Source organism: Curtobacterium sp. LFS079 (assembly GCF_047977865.1).
Taxonomy (GTDB): Bacteria; Actinomycetota; Actinomycetes; order Actinomycetales; family Micrococcaceae; genus Arthrobacter.
Genome location: NZ_JBFPFO010000001.1, coordinates 624,334 through 639,769, shown reverse-complemented (window position 1 = coordinate 639,769; position 15,436 = coordinate 624,334). Strand labels below are relative to the sequence as shown.

The 15,436-nt window shown below is 63.7% G+C and carries 17 protein-coding genes; 1 reads left to right on the top strand and 16 read right to left on the bottom strand.

Translation table 11 applies throughout. From position 1 onward, the window contains the following. Positions 1-224: 224 nt before the first annotated feature. The 11 genes from rpsQ to rpsJ are packed head-to-tail and all read right to left on the bottom strand — an operon-like array spanning position 225 to position 5,547. On the bottom strand, positions 225-521 hold the full coding sequence (gene rpsQ, locus ACNQPB_RS02970; RefSeq protein ID WP_070350367.1) for a 30S ribosomal protein S17: 297 nt from the start codon (positions 519-521) through the stop codon (positions 225-227). Then, a complete protein-coding gene (gene rpmC / locus ACNQPB_RS02965) occupies positions 518-838 on the bottom strand; it encodes a 50S ribosomal protein L29 (protein ID WP_498748950.1) in 321 nt (106 codons plus the stop codon). The genes rpsQ and rpmC overlap by 4 nt, the downstream gene beginning before the upstream one ends. A gap of 2 nt (positions 839-840) precedes the next feature. Continuing rightward, positions 841-1,257: a 50S ribosomal protein L16 gene (rplP, locus tag ACNQPB_RS02960; protein WP_076801229.1), complete on the bottom strand. Its 417-nt coding sequence runs from the start codon at positions 1,255-1,257 to the stop codon at positions 841-843. Further along, positions 1,258-2,079, bottom strand: a complete 822-nt coding sequence (rpsC, locus tag ACNQPB_RS02955) for a 30S ribosomal protein S3 (protein WP_498748948.1) — start codon at positions 2,077-2,079, stop codon at positions 1,258-1,260. Next, positions 2,080-2,445: a 50S ribosomal protein L22 gene (gene rplV / locus ACNQPB_RS02950; RefSeq protein WP_074587810.1), complete on the bottom strand. Its 366-nt coding sequence runs from the start codon at positions 2,443-2,445 to the stop codon at positions 2,080-2,082. 38 nt (positions 2,446-2,483) lie between these two features. Then, entirely contained in the window at positions 2,484-2,765 is a 282-nt protein-coding gene (gene rpsS, locus ACNQPB_RS02945) for a 30S ribosomal protein S19 (RefSeq protein WP_003803803.1), read from the bottom strand. Positions 2,766-2,777: 12 nt separating this feature from the next. Then, positions 2,778-3,617 carry a 50S ribosomal protein L2 gene (gene rplB / locus ACNQPB_RS02940; RefSeq protein ID WP_074587812.1) on the bottom strand — a complete coding sequence of 280 codons (840 nt, stop codon included), beginning with the start codon at positions 3,615-3,617 and terminating at the stop codon, positions 2,778-2,780. A gap of 29 nt (positions 3,618-3,646) precedes the next feature. Beyond that, positions 3,647-3,952 carry a 50S ribosomal protein L23 gene (gene rplW, locus ACNQPB_RS02935; RefSeq protein WP_070350360.1) on the bottom strand — a complete coding sequence of 102 codons (306 nt, stop codon included), beginning with the start codon at positions 3,950-3,952 and terminating at the stop codon, positions 3,647-3,649. Then, positions 3,949-4,566: a 50S ribosomal protein L4 gene (gene rplD / locus ACNQPB_RS02930; RefSeq protein ID WP_498748946.1), complete on the bottom strand. Its 618-nt coding sequence runs from the start codon at positions 4,564-4,566 to the stop codon at positions 3,949-3,951. Before rplD ends, rplW begins: the two co-directional genes overlap by 4 nt. Positions 4,567-4,570: 4 nt before the next feature. Next, positions 4,571-5,221, bottom strand: a complete 651-nt coding sequence (rplC, locus tag ACNQPB_RS02925; protein WP_074587815.1) for a 50S ribosomal protein L3 — start codon at positions 5,219-5,221, stop codon at positions 4,571-4,573. 17 nt (positions 5,222-5,238) lie between these two features. Next, on the bottom strand, positions 5,239-5,547 hold the full coding sequence (gene rpsJ / locus ACNQPB_RS02920; RefSeq protein ID WP_003803825.1) for a 30S ribosomal protein S10: 309 nt from the start codon (positions 5,545-5,547) through the stop codon (positions 5,239-5,241). Positions 5,548-5,928: 381 nt separating this feature from the next. On the opposite strand from rpsJ, the gene ACNQPB_RS02915 reads away from it, so the two are divergent. Next, positions 5,929-7,377, top strand: coding sequence for a GH1 family beta-glucosidase (locus ACNQPB_RS02915; RefSeq protein ID WP_498748943.1), 1,449 nt, complete (start codon positions 5,929-5,931; stop codon positions 7,375-7,377). A 38-nt stretch (positions 7,378-7,415) separates the two neighbouring features. On the opposite strand, the gene ACNQPB_RS02910 is transcribed toward ACNQPB_RS02915, so the two are convergent. The 5 genes from ACNQPB_RS02910 to fusA all read right to left on the bottom strand — a co-directional run bounded on the left by ACNQPB_RS02910 (position 7,416) and on the right by fusA (position 15,410). Beyond that, positions 7,416-7,550 (bottom strand): hypothetical protein, encoded by a 135-nt coding sequence (locus ACNQPB_RS02910; RefSeq protein WP_498748941.1) that lies wholly within the window; start codon positions 7,548-7,550, stop codon positions 7,416-7,418. A gap of 100 nt (positions 7,551-7,650) precedes the next feature. Continuing rightward, the gene (locus ACNQPB_RS02905; RefSeq protein WP_498748940.1) at positions 7,651-10,923 is read right to left on the bottom strand and encodes a hypothetical protein; all 3,273 of its coding nucleotides are present in this window, start codon (positions 10,921-10,923) and stop codon (positions 7,651-7,653) included. Beyond that, positions 10,869-11,708 carry a hypothetical protein gene (locus tag ACNQPB_RS02900; protein WP_498748939.1) on the bottom strand — a complete coding sequence of 280 codons (840 nt, stop codon included), beginning with the start codon at positions 11,706-11,708 and terminating at the stop codon, positions 10,869-10,871. Before ACNQPB_RS02900 ends, ACNQPB_RS02905 begins: the two co-directional genes overlap by 55 nt. Positions 11,709-11,871: 163 nt before the next feature. Beyond that, on the bottom strand, positions 11,872-13,062 hold the full coding sequence (gene tuf / locus ACNQPB_RS02895; protein WP_498748938.1) for an elongation factor Tu: 1,191 nt from the start codon (positions 13,060-13,062) through the stop codon (positions 11,872-11,874). Positions 13,063-13,295: 233 nt separating this feature from the next. After that, positions 13,296-15,410: an elongation factor G gene (fusA, locus tag ACNQPB_RS02890; RefSeq protein WP_498748937.1), complete on the bottom strand. Its 2,115-nt coding sequence runs from the start codon at positions 15,408-15,410 to the stop codon at positions 13,296-13,298. Positions 15,411-15,436 lie beyond the last annotated feature (26 nt).

The window sequence follows — 15,436 nt, the reverse complement described above, 5'->3', positions numbered from 1 at the left end:
AACGCCCATGCCGGAAGCATCAGCTTCCCTTGCCGGGGAAACCGGCGCGGGGCGGTATGCCATGGCACGATTGTTTACGAGGTGGTTGCAGACGCACAAACGGCGCCATACAAACTCAATATCCTAGCATGTTCCGGCCCCAGGACCGAAACGCGGAAAGGCCCGCATCCCTTGCGGAATACGGGCCCTTCCAGTGAATCCCTGCCGGCACGCCGGCGTCGGATTTACTTGGCCTTTTCGAGGATCTCCACCAGGCGCCACCGCTTGGTAGCGGACAGCGGGCGGGTCTCGGCGATGAGGACGAGGTCGCCGATGCCGGCGGTGTTCTCTTCGTCGTGAGCCTTGATCTTCGAGGTGCGGCGAATAACCTTGCCGTACAGAGCGTGCTTCACGCGGTCTTCAACCTGGACAACGATGGTCTTTTCCATCTTGTCCGAGACAACGTAGCCGCGACGCGTCTTACGGTAACCGCGCTGTTCAGCGCTGGCTGCTGCTTCCGTCACAGTTTCCTTCTCGCTCACTTGGCGTCCTCTCCAGCTTCAACCTCAGCCTTTTCAGCCTTGGCAGCCTTCTTGGACTTCTTTTCTTCCTTGGCTTCCGCAACCGGTGCGGCAACCTCGGCACGAATGCCCAGCTCGCGCTCACGGAGAACGGTGTAGATGCGTGCGATGTCCTTCTTTACCGCGCGCAGACGACCGTGGTTCTCCAGCTGGCCGGTGGCGGACTGGAAACGCAGGTTGAACAGCTCTTCCTTGGACTTGCGGAGTTCTTCAACGAGACGCTCGTTGTCGAAACCGTCCAGCTGTGCGGGTGCGAGATCCTTCGACCCTACTGCCATTTCTATTCACCACCTTCGCGACGCACAATGCGTGCCTTCAACGGCAGCTTGTGGATTGCCAGGCGCAGGGCCTCGCGAGCTACCTCTTCATTGACACCGGAGAGTTCGAAGAGAACCCGGCCCGGCTTGACGTTTGCGACCCACCATTCCGGAGAACCCTTACCGGAACCCATGCGGGTTTCGGCCGGCTTCTTGGTCAGCGGACGGTCCGGGTAGATGTTGATCCAGACCTTACCGCCACGCTTGATGTGGCGGGTCATCGCGATACGGGCGGATTCGATCTGACGGTTCGTCACGTATGCCGGGCTCAGGGCCTGGATACCGAACTCACCGAAGCTGACCTTGGTGCCGCCCGTCGCAGCGCCGGAACGACCCGGGTGGTGCTGCTTACGGTGCTTGACTCGACGTGGGATAAGCATTTAAGCCTGTCCTCCTTCTGCTGCCGGAGCAGCAGCTTCAGCGGCCGGTGCTTCAACGGCAGCGGGTGCTGCCTCAGCTGCCGGACGGTCGTTACGACGACGGCGGTCGCCACCCGGGCGGCCCGGGCGGTCGCCGGCACGGCCACGGGACGGAGCAGCAGCTGCCTGCTGAGCCAGTTCCTTGGCAGTGACGTCGCCCTTGTAGATCCAGACCTTCACGCCGATGCGGCCGAAGGTGGTCTTGGCCTCGTAGAAGCCGTAGTCGATGTTCGCGCGCAGGGTGTGCAGCGGCACACGGCCTTCGCGGTAGAACTCGGAGCGGGACATTTCCGCGCCGCCCAGTCGACCGGAGCATGCAATACGGATACCCTTGGCACCCGCACGCTGTGCGGACTGCATGGCCTTCTTCATCGCACGGCGGAATGCCACGCGGGAAGTCAGCTGCTCAGCAACGCCCTGGGCAACCAGCTGTGCTTCCATCTCGGGGTTCTTGACCTCGAGGATGTTCAGCTGGACCTGCTTGCCGGTCAGCTTCTCGAGCTCGCCGCGGATGCGGTCGGCTTCGGCGCCGCGGCGGCCGATGACGATACCCGGACGTGCCGTGTGGATGTCCACGCGGACGCGGTCGCGGGTGCGCTCGATCTCGACCTTGGCGATGCCGGCGCGCTCCATGCCCGTGGACATGAGCTGGCGGATGCGGATGTCTTCGCGGACGAAGTCCTTGTACCGCTGGCCGTTCTTGGTGCTGTCAGCGAACCAGTGCGATACGTGATCGGTGGTGATACCGAGTCGGAACCCGTGCGGGTTTACTTTCTGTCCCACTTAGCGAGCCTCCTCTTTCTCCGGGGTAGCGACTACCACGGTGATGTGGCTCGTGCGCTTCTTGATCTGGTAGGCGCGACCCTGTGCACGCGGCTGGAACCGCTTCATGGTCGGGCCCTCGTCAACAAACGCTTCGCTGATGTAGAGGTCGCCCTCGTCAAAGGCAACGCCGTCGCGGTCCGCGAGGACCCGGGCGTTTGCCATTGCCGACTGAACTACCTTGAATACCGGCTCCGAAGCTGCCTGCTGGGCAAACTTCAGAATTGCCAGAGCCTCGTTCGCTTGCTTGCCACGAACAAGGTTGACGACGCGCCGGGCCTTCATAGGCGTTACGCGGATGTGACGCGCAATAGCCTTGGCTTCCATTGCTTTCCTTCTCTCGTCTTAGCCGTAGAGCGAGCGCCTTAGCGGCGCTTGCCCTTACGGTCGTCCTTGACATGGCCGCGGAAAGTCCGCGTGGGAGCGAATTCGCCGAGCTTGTGCCCGACCATCGACTCAGTGACAAACACCGGGATGTGCTTGCGTCCGTCGTGAACGGCGATCGTGTGACCCAGCATGTCCGGGATGATCATCGAACGGCGGGACCAGGTCTTGATGACGTTCTTGGTGCCCTTTTCGTTTTCCCTGGCGACCTTCACAAAGAGGTGCTGGTCAACGAAAGGACCTTTTTTCAGGCTGCGTGGCATGTGTCCAGGCTCCTATCGCTTGTTCTTGCCAGTACGGCGGCGACGAACAATAAGCTTGTCGCTCTCTTTGTTGGGGCGGCGGGTACGGCCCTCGGGCTTGCCGTTGGGGTTGACCGGGTGACGACCACCGGAGGTCTTACCTTCACCACCACCGTGCGGGTGGTCAACCGGGTTCATTGCCACACCGCGGACGGTCGGGCGGACGCCCTTCCAGCGCATACGGCCGGCCTTGCCCCAGTTGATGTTCGACTGCTCGGCGTTGCCGACCTCGCCGACGGTTGCGCGGCAGCGCACGTCGACGTTGCGGATTTCACCGGAGGGCAGACGCAGCTGGGCGAAACGGCCTTCCTTGGCAACAAGCTGCACCGAGGCACCGGCGGAGCGGGCCATCTTGGCGCCGCCACCCGGACGCAGTTCAACTGCGTGGATCACGGTACCAACGGGGATGTTGCGCAGGGGCAGGTTGTTGCCCGGCTTGATGTCAGCGTCCGGACCGGCCTCAACGAAGTCGCCCTGGGACAGCTTGTTGGGGGCGATGATGTAACGCTTGGTGCCATCAACGTAGTGCAGGAGGGCGATGCGAGCCGTGCGGTTCGGATCGTACTCGATTTCGGCAACGCGGGCGTTGACGCCGTCCTTGTCGTGGCGACGGAAGTCGATCAGACGGTACTGGCGCTTGTGTCCACCACCCTTGTGACGGGTGGTGATCTTACCGGTGTTGTTACGGCCGCCGGTCTTGTGCAGCGGACGCAGCAGCGACTTTTCCGGAGTCGATCGCGTGATTTCAGCGAAGTCGGCTACGCTCGAGCCACGGCGGCCCGGGGTAGTCGGCTTGTATTTACGGATTCCCATAATTTATTTCCTCGTTAAAGTGGTCTCCGCTACGCGAGCGGACCGCCGAAGATGTCGATAGTGCCTTCCTTCAGGGTGACAATCGCACGCTTGGTGCTCTTGCGCTGTCCCCATCCGAACTTGGTGCGCTTGCGCTTACCGGCACGGTTGATGGTGTTGATCGATTCGACCTTGACGGAGAAGATCTTCTCCACGGCCAGCTTGATCTCGGTCTTGTTCGAACGGGGGTCCACCAGGAAGGTGTACTTGCCCTCGTCGATCAGGCCGTAGCTCTTTTCCGAAACGACGGGTGCGATGACGACGTCGCGCGGGTCCTTGATGGTGGTGACGCTCACTTGGCGGCCTCCTCGTTCTTTGCCTTGTCAGCGACGAACGCTTCGAAAGCAGCCTTGGTGAAGACCACATCATCGGAAACCAGAACGTCGTAGGTGTTCAGCTGGTCCACGTAGAGGGTGTGGACGTCGGCGAGGTTGCGCACGGACAGTGCAGCAACATCGTTGGCGCGTTCGATCACGACGAGCAGGTTCTTGCGCTCGCTAACAGCCTTCAGCGTCGCCAGGGCGTCCTTGGTGGACGGCTTGGTGCCGGCAACCAGTTCAGCGACGACGTGGATGCGGCCGTTGCGGGCGCGGTCCGACAGGGCGCCACGGAGAGCAGCGGCCTTCATCTTCTTGGGGGTGCGCTGGGAGTAGTCACGCGGGGTCGGGCCGTGGACGACGCCACCACCGGTCATGTGCGGAGCACGGATCGAGCCCTGACGGGCGCGGCCGGTACCCTTCTGCTTGAACGGCTTGCGGCCTGCACCGGAAACTTCAGCGCGGGTCTTGGTCTTGTGGGTACCCTGGCGTGCGGCAGCGAGCTGGGCGACGACGACCTGGTGCAGCAGCGGCACGTTGGTCTGGACGTCGAAGATCTCTGCAGGCAGGTCTACCTTCACAGTGCTAGTCATTGAACTAGGCTCCCTTCACGGCGGAACGTACGAGTACGACCTGGCCGCGGGCACCGGGGACGGCACCCTTGATAAGGAGCAGCGACTTCTCAACGTCAACGGCGTGAACGGTCAGGTTCAGCGTGGTGTGACGTACGGCGCCCATGCGGCCGGCCATTTTCAGGCCCTTGAAGACGCGGCTCGGGGTGGATGCGCCACCGATGGAACCAGGCTTGCGGTGGTTCTTGTGCGCACCGTGGGAAGCACCGACACCGGAGAAGCCGTGACGCTTCATAACACCGGCAAAGCCCTTACCCTTGCTGGTGCCGACGACGTCGATCTTCTGGCCGGCTTCGAAGAGCTCAACAGAAAGCTCCTGGCCCAGCTCGTAAGACGCGGCGTCTGCAGTGCGCAGTTCGACGACGTGGCGGCGGGGGGTCACGCCGGCCTTTTCAAAGTGACCAGCCAGCGGCTTGGTGACCTTGCGGGGATCGATCTGGCCGTAGCCGATCTGAACGGCGACGTAGCCGTCGGCCTCTGCGTTGCGCAGCTGGGTGACGACGTTGGAGTCAGCCTGGACGACAGTTACCGGGATGAGCTTGTTGTTCTCGTCCCAGACCTGGGTCATGCCGAGCTTCGTGCCCAGCAGGCCCTTTACGTTACGGGTTGCGGTCATAGTCTCTCAGCACCTCCCTACAGCTTGATTTCGATGTTCACGTCGGCCGGCAGGTCGAGACGCATAAGCGAGTCGACAGCCTTCGGCGTGGGGTCGATGATGTCGATCAGACGCTTGTGAGTACGCATTTCGAAGTGCTCACGGCTGTCCTTGTACTTGTGGGGAGAGCGGATAACGCAGTACACGTTCTTCTCCGTCGGAAGCGGCACGGGGCCTACTACCGTTGCGCCTGCGCGCGTGACCGTCTCAACGATCTTCCGCGCTGAAACATCAATGACCTCGTGGTCATATGACTTCAGCCGGATGCGGATCTTTTGTCCCGCCATGTCGCCTGACTCTCTTTCAGTCTGTGCTTCCCTGGGTTAGGGCTGCCCTGTTTACTTGCGTTCCGTGGCTGCCGAAGCAATTGAGGTTCTACCACCACCCACCGCACGGCTTGAATCCGGAAATCCGGGTTCCTCAAACCGCCGATGCTCCGACCCCCGCGGTCGGGCGTGTCGCGATTTTCACGCAAAACGACCCGTAGTTCCTTTGGGGATCTGGGTTATGTTTGGGCTCCAGCCTGGACCCTGCGTCCGGCATTATCCGGATCGGGACGCGAAGGAGCGCTTGAACAACTCACCTAGTATGCCGGAATTCCACGGCAGATGCGAATCGGGCGGCCGGGACCCGTTGCCATAGTCCGCGGCGGTCAGCATGATGGGGTCATGACCGTCCAGGATGGACACACCGTTGAGCATCTGGCACGGCTGCTCCCTGCCGGGTTCATCCTCGGAGTCGCCACCGCCGCCTTCCAGATCGAAGGTTCCCTGGATGCGGACGGCCGGGGTCCGTCCAGCTGGGACGCGTTCGCGGAGAAGCCCGGGACAATCAGCGACGGCGGATCGGCAGCGGTCGCCTGCGACCACTACAACCGCAGCGGCGAGGACATCGCCCTGATGCGTGAGCTCGGCGTCGACTCCTACCGTTTCTCCCTGTCCTGGCCCCGGATCCAGCCAAACGGCAGGGGTGCCGCGAACGAACAGGGCCTGGATTTTTACGACCGCCTCATCGACAAACTGCTCGCGGCGGGCATTTCGCCCATGGCGACCCTCTTCCACTGGGACACGCCATTGGCTTTGGAACACGACGGCGGCTGGCTCAACCGGGTGACGGCCGAGCGCTTCGGTGACTACGTCTCCCTTGTGGCCGCCCGGCTGGGCGACCGCGTAACCCAGTGGGTCACTCTGAATGAACCGGTTTCAGTGGCCCTGCAGGGATACGGTCTCGGAATCCACGCTCCCGGCCGCCGGCTCCTCTTCGATGCTCTCCCGGCTGTGCATCACCAGTTGCTGGGCCACGGACTCGCGGTCCAGGCGCTCCGTGCCGCAGGGGCAGCCGGCCGCATCGGCGTAGCGAACATGCATGCCCCCGTCAGCTCCGCCGGAACCGGATACCGGGACGGCCTGATGGCAACCACCTTCGACCTGCTGGTGAACCGGATTTTCACGGATCCGTTGCTGACCGGCGCCTACCCGACACCGCCTCTGCTGGTGCGCCCCTGGTTCAGGATGCTCAGCACTGCCTCCGACGACGACATGCGGCTGATCCACCAACCCTTGGATTTCTACGGGGTCAACTACTACTACCCGGTCAAGATCGCGGCCGGCGGTGGTACTCACAGCACACCCGCCGGCGACAGCGACATGATGGCCAAGCTGCCCTTCCACCTGGTGCCGTTTCCCGAGTACGGGGTCACCGGTTTCGGATGGCCTGTGGCCCCTGAGCACCTGGGGCCGATGCTCCGCTCGCTCAAGGACCGTTACGGGAATGCCCTGCCTCCGGTGGTCATCACCGAAAGCGGCGCCAGCTTCCCGGAACCCGCCCGTGTGTCGGGCACGCTGCGGGACCAGGAACGGATCGATTACCTGGCGGGGCACTTGGGCCAGGTACTTGCTGCTACCGGCCCGGGCGGCATTGCCCATGACGTCGAAGTCCTCGGATACTACGTCTGGACCCTGCTGGATAATTTCGAATGGGCTGCCGGGTATTCGCAGCGCTTCGGCCTGGTGCACGTCGACTTCGAAACCCTGCAGAGGACACCCAAGGAATCCTTCTACTGGTACAGGTCGCTCAGCCGGGCAAGGCGCAACCGCCTGCGCAGACAAACCGGCTAAGGTCACGGCAGACTTGGCACGACCGTGCTGAATCCGGGCTATTGCCCCTTGTTTGCCCTGCGGATCCGCTTGGCCCGCTCGATCTCGTGGCGGAAATACTTCCGGCCCCACAGGACACCGGCGGCCGCCACCGCAAGGACGCCCAGCACAACAATCACAATCAGGAATTCCACGGATGCCTCCTTTCTCCGGCAACAACGCTACCAAGGACAGGGCTGAAGCGGCGGTGGCCCACTCCCCTGCCTGACGTTGGACGCCCGGCCCTCCGGCGCATTACCCCCGAGTCTGCCCGCCCGCGGCGGCGTCCTTGGTCCGGTTCAGCCGCCAAACCGCGAAGGCGATGAGTGCCAAGGCCGTCAACGCGAGCATGGCGAAGGCATAGGAACGCAGCGCCCACAGCACGCTCAGGGCGACCCCCAGCGCACCCCACCAAGTGAAGGTGCGCTCGCTCAGCAGCAGGCCGGCGAGCAGCAGCAGGGCGCACCCGGCCAGGATCCACAGTTGCTGGGACGGCGTGCCGGACAGCAGGGTCGCGGCGGCGGACACAGTCAGCAGGACGGAGCTTGCCACCAGCCAGGCCCAACCCCTGGCCCTCGCCCCGCGCACGTAGCACAGCATTGCTACAACCGCGCCGAGGACCACGAACCATTGCGCCGCCCAAAAAAGGGCCGGCGTTTGTCCGTGGACGAAAAGCAGTGAGCGTTGCACGGCGGCCACCACCAGGATCGATCCCGCTTCGCAGTAACTCCAGGCATGTTTCCGAGGGACCTCCGCGACGGCGATGGCCACGGCCGCCGCGAGCAGGCCGGCCCCGGTGAGCGAGGTTTCGTCACGCAACAGGCCGTCCAGCGCGGATGCTCCAAGCCCGACGGCGGCGCCGGCTGCAAGGGAGTTCCGCCGCCAGGGCGCCTGGCGGATTGCCGGCACGCCGGAACGGCATAGTCCGTAGAGCAAGAGCGCAGCACCGGCGCAACCATAGAGCCAGGGCTGGAACTGCGCCCAGGCGCTGCCTGAAGCGAGCGGGCGGAATTCCACCCCTGGAAGGCCTGCCACCAGGGCCGGTGCTCCGGCGAGGGTGAGCGGCACCGCTGCGCCGTATGCTCCCGGGATGTGCTCAACATGCGAGGCCTCGAAGCACAGGAACGCGGCGAGCAGGACCGCAACGCCGAAGGCAGTCCGGGGCAGATCCAGTGAGAGGACGGAGGCTGCACCGGTGAACCCCACCGCTGCGAACAACCAAAACCACCGCCCACGCGGCGAAGGACCGGGCGCGAAGCGCAGCCTCGCGGCCATTGCCGCGAGGGCAAGGACAAGCAGGGTGAAGAACATTCCTTCCTTCGTGAGGAACGGAGCGCCAAGCCAATCCCCGCCGTGCAACGGTGCCTCCAGCCCGGCAGCAAATATAGCGACGGTCGCCGCCGGGACCGCGATGTACTCAGCCCCGCGGGCGGCAAGCCAACGGCTGGCGCCAAGCGCGCTGCAGCCCAGTAGCAGGAGTTCCAGCACCAGGACCCAGCGTCCGCCGTCGTCGGGTTGCTGGAAGGCATAGCCGCAAGGGAGCACGGCTTGCGCGGCGAGCGTGATCCAGACGGCGGCCTGCTGGAAGGGGAACGCAGCCAGGCGCTTGCGCATGCCGTAGCTGAGCACATGCTGAAGGAGGAGCACGGCCGCAAAGGTCAGCGAAACCCCGGTGGCCGAGGCCGAGGCGTCCTGCGCGAACACTCCGGCCAATATGGCCATGAGCACCCTCGCGGCAGCGAAATATATTCCCTTAGCGGTTCGCCGGGCCGATGCCGGAACCATGACGGCACTGAAGGCTGCGAAGATCACAAGGATCAGTTCAAGCTCGTGAATCCAGCCTCCGCGAAGCGCGCCAAGCAGGAGGAACGCGGCCGGCGCGAAGACCGCCGCCCCGGCATGCCGCCGAAGAAGGAAGCCGGCCGCTGCAGCCGCGATACCCAGGACCGCCGTCAGGGTGCCGGGCTGCCAGCCGCCGGGCCCCAAGACGGCAAGGAACGCCCACGCGCCGGCCATGAACGGCAGCACCACCGCGGCCTCGGCCACGGCAACGGAAAGTTGCCGCCCTGATTTCGCCAACGGAGGAAGCAGCTGGATGGCACACGCCAGGAATGCAATGCTAGACAGCTGCAGCGTTTCACCGGCGAGCTGCAGGCTGCCGCCAGCGTCGAGGTATTGCCGGTAGCCAGTGCACAACAGGAGGGTAAAGAGCGCCCTGGCACCCCACGGATAGATCAGGCGCCGCCACGCTCCTCCGAGCCGGATCGACTGGACCGTGAAGTAGCCCAGACTGAAGGCCAGAGCAAGGTTGCACCAGCCCAGCGGCAAGGCGATGAAGGAGAACGCAAACGAGGCGAGCATCAGCCCCGGAGGCAGGATTTCACGGATGACGGGACCCCAGTCGGCTTCCGGTACCGCCCTGACGCCTGCACGCACAACAAGCAGGCCCACAACCGCCGCAGAGCCAACAAGCCCCAAGGCCGCGATCGCACTCAGTTGCAGATCCGCCGAGTGGTCCAGGACCCGCAGGACAGGAAGCAATGCCAGGGCCGCCCCCGCGAAGCCCGCCAGGCAGGCGTCCGGCGCGAACAATGCCAGACCGGTCCTCGCGGCAGCTGCCTCAAGCAACACCTGTACCTGGCACACCCCGACGAAGACCAATACGACCAGCGCCGCCCGCTCCGGCGACGCAGGAAGAATCCCTGCCGCGAGGGCAGGCGCCGCCAAGGTGAGGGCAATCCGGGCGGCAAGGATAAAACTGCCGCGGAGGTGTCCCGCGGTACCGGGAAGGGAGGCGCGCAGCAGCCAGGCCGCCGCAGCTCCGGCGAGCAGGGCCGCCGTCGGGAGTCCGCCAAGGGATGTAACGAACGGAGCTGCGGCAAGCAGCACGGCCGCCGGGAGGAACTCACCGGGGCCGCGCAGTTTCCAGGCCAACACCACCGCGCAGGCAAGCGACGCAAGGAGCGGAACGCCCAGTGGCAGCCCGGGCCCGAAAAAGAGCGCGACTGTCGCAGTCATGGCAAGGGCAAGGTGCAGGCCGAAGGTTAACATCGCGTCCTGCACCCATGGCGGCCCGGACGGGAACCATCGGGACAGCAGACCCGCCCCGAATGCCACCGCAAGCGCCTGGGCCGCCAGCAACAGGGATGCCACGAAGAGCGTGACGGCCAGCCCTGCGCCGGCATCCGAGACTGCAGTCGCGACCGCAATCGTCAGGCACACACGTGCGCCGTGGAAGTGCAGCAGCCTGAACTGTGTCCTGGGGAACGCCGCAGCCACTGCGAGGTACAGCCCGCACATTGCCATCACCAGGGCATATTCGCCGCGACCCAGGAAGTGCGGCACGAAGGTCACGGACAGCGCAACAAAGGGAACAACGCCGGGATGCAGCACCTGCAGGGGCCTGAGGTACACGGACGGCACACCCCGCAGCCCGGTCATCGTGGTGGCGCCCAGGACCACGGCCAAGCCGATCAGGCAGATGAAGTACCAGACGAGGGCGCCCCCAGCAGGGAAATGCCCGACCATGCGGAGGAGACCAGGAAGGTCAGCGAGAGGTAGGCCAGCACGCGGCTGTCCAACCGCACGGCTGCGAAGACGTAGGCGACGGTTCCTGCCAGGGACGTCACCAACCACGCTGTCGGCCCGTGGTGGAGCACGAAGTTGTACATGGCGAGGCCGGTTACGGGCAGGAGTGCCAGGCCGGTTCCGGTAAAGGCAAGCGCTGCAGGGCGGAGCCGGGGAATCCTTGCTTCGAGGACGAAACCGCCGGCGTACAACATCACGGTGATGGTCCAGACGCCGGCGAACCGCAACGCGGCCGGCAGGCCGGAACCAATGAACAAGGCCGAGGACGCCAGCAGCAGCAGGCTTGCGACGTAGAGCGTGATGTTGATGTTCTGCCGGTCACGCTTTTCCTTGCGGACCGCGGCGGCAGCCAGCTCTGCTGCAGTCGGCGGCGCCGGCCGGCGCGGCGTCGTCGCCACCGGGCGGAGCACGGGCGGCAGGCCAGGCCGGAGCAGGGGCTGCGGGCCAGGGACGACGGTGGACGAAGACATGACGGCCGGCCGTGCCGGCTGCGGTACGGAAGCCGGCGCCGCATTGGCCTGGCCGAGGCGCGCCGCGGCATCCTGCCATCCAGCGAAATGCCCGGCCAGGTACCCAGTCCGGTAACGCTCCTCCCCCGCCCTCACGGAAAGGGCGCCCTGCCGCCTTCCTTTGGCAAGGCCGGTGGTATACCCCGTCGCGGCCGCGGCCGCGACGATCAGCAGCAAGAGGACCCCGAACCACGCATTGGCCAGAACACTCAACATCGCCACGCTCCTCTGTCCGCGACACGTTTCCTACGCCCCGCTTTAATCCATTCGATTGAATAATCGTAACAAAAGAGAACCCCGCCGCATAAGCGACGGGGTTCTCTTCAGGTGCTCGGCCAAACGGCGCGCGCCTAGCCTCCTACCGATCTACAAGCAGAAACTACTTGATGATCTTGGTAACACGTCCCGAACCAACGGTGCGGCCGCCTTCGCGGATTGCGAAGCCGAGGCCCTCTTCCATGGCGATGGGCTGGATGAGCTCAACGGACATCTCAGTGTTGTCGCCCGGCATGACCATTTCGGTGCCCTCGGGGAGGGTGATGACGCCGGTCACGTCGGTGGTGCGGAAGTAGAACTGCGGGCGGTAGTTCGAGTAGAACGGGTTGTGGCGGCCGCCTTCGTCCTTGGAAAGGATGTAGACGTTGGCCTCGAAGTCGGTGTGCGGGGTGATGGAACCCGGCTTGACGACAACCTGGCCACGCTCGACATCGTCGCGCTTCAGACCACGGAGCAGGAGGCCACAGTTTTCGCCGGCCCATGCTTCGTCGAGCTGCTTGTGGAACATCTCGATACCGGTAACGGTGGTCTTCTGGACCGGGCGGATACCGACGATCTCAACTTCGGAGTTGATGGCGAGGGTGCCACGCTCGGCCCGGCCCGTAACAACGGTGCCACGGCCGGTGATGGTGAAGACGTCTTCGATCGGCATCAGGAACGGCTTGTCGCGGTCACGAACCGGGTCCGGAACGGACTCGTCGACAGCTTCCATCAGGTCCTCAACGGACTTGACCCAAACCGGGTCGCCTTCCAGAGCCTTCAGGCCGGAAACGCGGATGACGGGAGCGTCGTCGCCGTCGAAGCCCTGGGAGCTGAGCAGCTCGCGAACTTCCATTTCGACGAGGTCGAGGAGTTCCTCGTCCTCAACCATGTCGGACTTGTTCAGCGCGACCAGCAGGTAGGGAACACCAACCTGGCGGGCGAGCAGAACGTGCTCGCGGGTCTGAGCCATCGGGCCGTCAGTAGCGGCAACCACGAGGATTGCGCCGTCCATCTGGGCAGCACCGGTGATCATGTTCTTGATGTAGTCAGCGTGACCCGGGGCGTCAACGTGTGCGTAGTGACGCTTCTCGGTCTGGTACTCAACGTGGGAGATGTTGATGGTGATACCACGCTGGCGCTCTTCAGGAGCAGAGTCGATCGACGCGAAGTCGCGCTGCTCGTTGAGAGTCGGGTACTTGTCGTACAGCACCTTGGAAATGGCGGCAGTCAGCGTCGTCTTACCGTGGTCAACGTGACCGATGGTGCCGATGTTGACGTGCGGCTTAGTCCGCTCGAACTTTGCCTTTGCCACAGGTTCCTCCTAGAACGATTTCAAGTGACTTGCTCCTCGGCCGCGCTTTTCGCGGCAGAAACTCCAGCAAGTCTACTTGGGGGCTTTGGTTTTGGTGAAATTCTCAGATCCTAGGACCGAAATCAGTCCCGGAATCCGTTGATGCAGGGCCGGAACGGAGCCGGAGCCCAGCCCCGGCCACTGCATCGGATGCGCTCCCGGACGGCGCGCACCCTTGGTTTTTCCGAAGCTGATTACTCGCCGCGGGTCTTCTGGATGATCTCGTCGGCAACAGCCTTCGGGACCTCCGCGTAGCTGTCGAAAGTCATCGAGTACACAGCGCGGCCCTGGGTCTTGGACCGCAGGTCACCGATGTAACCGAACATTTCGGACAACGGAACGTTCGCCCGCACAACCTTCACACCGGCGGCATCTTCCATGGACTGGATCATGCCACGACGGGAGTTCAGGTCGCCGATGACGTCGCCCATGTATTCCTCAGGGGTACGGACCTCAACGGACATGAGCGGCTCAAGAAGGACGGGGTTGGCGCGGCGTGCGCCTTCCTTGAAGACCTGGGAGCCGGCGATCTTGAACGCCATTTCCGAGGAGTCGACGTCGTGGTAAGCGCCGTCGATCAGGGTGGCCTTGACGCCCACCATCGGGTAGCCGGCAAGGATACCGAACTGCATGGCGTCCTGGATGCCTGCATCGACCGAGGGGATGTATTCACGCGGAATACGGCCACCGGTGACGGCATTCTTGAACTCGTAGAACTCGCCATCGGAAGTGTCCAGCGGCTCGAAGGAGACCTGCACCTTTGCGAACTGACCGGAACCACCGGTCTGCTTCTTGTGGGTGAAGTCGACCTTTTCGACTGCCTTCTTGATGGTTTCGCGGTACGCAACCTGGGGCTTGCCGACGTTGGCCTCGACCTTGAATTCGCGGCGCATGCGGTCCACCAGGATGTCCAGGTGGAGCTCGCCCATGCCGGCGATAACGGTCTGTCCGGTGTCTTCGTTGAGGGAGACCTGGAAGGTCGGGTCCTCAGCGGAGAGCTTCTGGATGGCCGTGGAGAGCTTCTCCTGGTCACCCTTCGAGTTCGGCTCGATTGCCACCGAGATCACCGGCTCCGGGAAGCTCATGGACTCGAGGACGATCTGGTTCTGCGGATCGCACAGGGTGTCACCCGTGGTGGTGTCCTTCAGACCGATGGCTGCGTAGATGTGGCCTGCGGTAGCGCCCTCAACAGGCATTTCCTTGTTGGCGTGCATCTGGAACAGCTTGCCGATGCGTTCCTTCTTACCCTTGGTGGAGTTGACCACCTGGGCGCCGGCTTCGACGTGACCGGAGTACACGCGCACGAAGGTCAGCTGGCCGAAGAACGGGTGGGCGGCAATCTTGAAGGCGAGGGCGGAGAACGGCTCGTCAGCGCTGGGCTTGCGGACCAGTTCCTCTTCCTCGTTACGCGGGTTGTGACCGACCATGGCCGGAACGTCCAGCGGGTTCGGCAGGAAGTCCACCACGGCGTCCAGCATCGGCTGCACACCGCGGTTCTTGAACGCAGAACCACAGAAGACCGGGTAGATCTCGGAGTTGACGGTCATCTTGCGGATGCCGGCCTTGAGCTCCTCGACGCTGATTTCTTCGCCTTCGAGGTACTTCTCCATGAGTTCCTCGGAAGCCTCGGCAACAGCCTCAACGAGCTGTGCGCGGTATTCCTCGGCCTTTTCCTTGAGGTCGGCAGGGATTTCCTGGACCTCGTAGGAAGCACCCATGGTCACGTCGCCCTTGGCATCGCCGGGCCACACGAGGGCGCGCATTTCGAGCAGGTCGACGACACCGACGAAGTCGTTCTCGGAACCGATCGGCAGCTGCATGACCAACGGCTTGGCACCGAGGCGGCTGATGATGGTGTCCACGGTGAAGTAGAAGTCAGCGCCGAGCTTGTCCATCTTGTTGACGAAGCAGATACGCGGAACGTTGTACTTGTCAGCCTGGCGCCACACAGTCTCGGACTGCGGCTCCACGCCTTCCTTGCCGTCGAACACGGCAACAGCACCGTCGAGGACGCGCAGGGAGCGCTCAACCTCAACCGTGAAGTCAACGTGGCCGGGGGTGTCGATGATGTTGATCTGGTTCTTGTTCCAGAAGCAGGTCACGGCGGCAGACGTGATGGTGATGCCGCGTTCCTTTTCCTGTTCCATCCAGTCGGTCGTCGAAGCGCCGTCGTGCGTTTCGCCGATCTTGTGGTTCACACCCGTGTAGAACAGGATGCGCTCGGTAGTGGTGGTCTTACCGGCATCGATGTGCGCCATGATGCCGATGTTGCGGACCTTGTTAAGGTCAGTAAGCACGTCCTGTGCCACGGGGTCTCCCTTTCGGATGAACTACG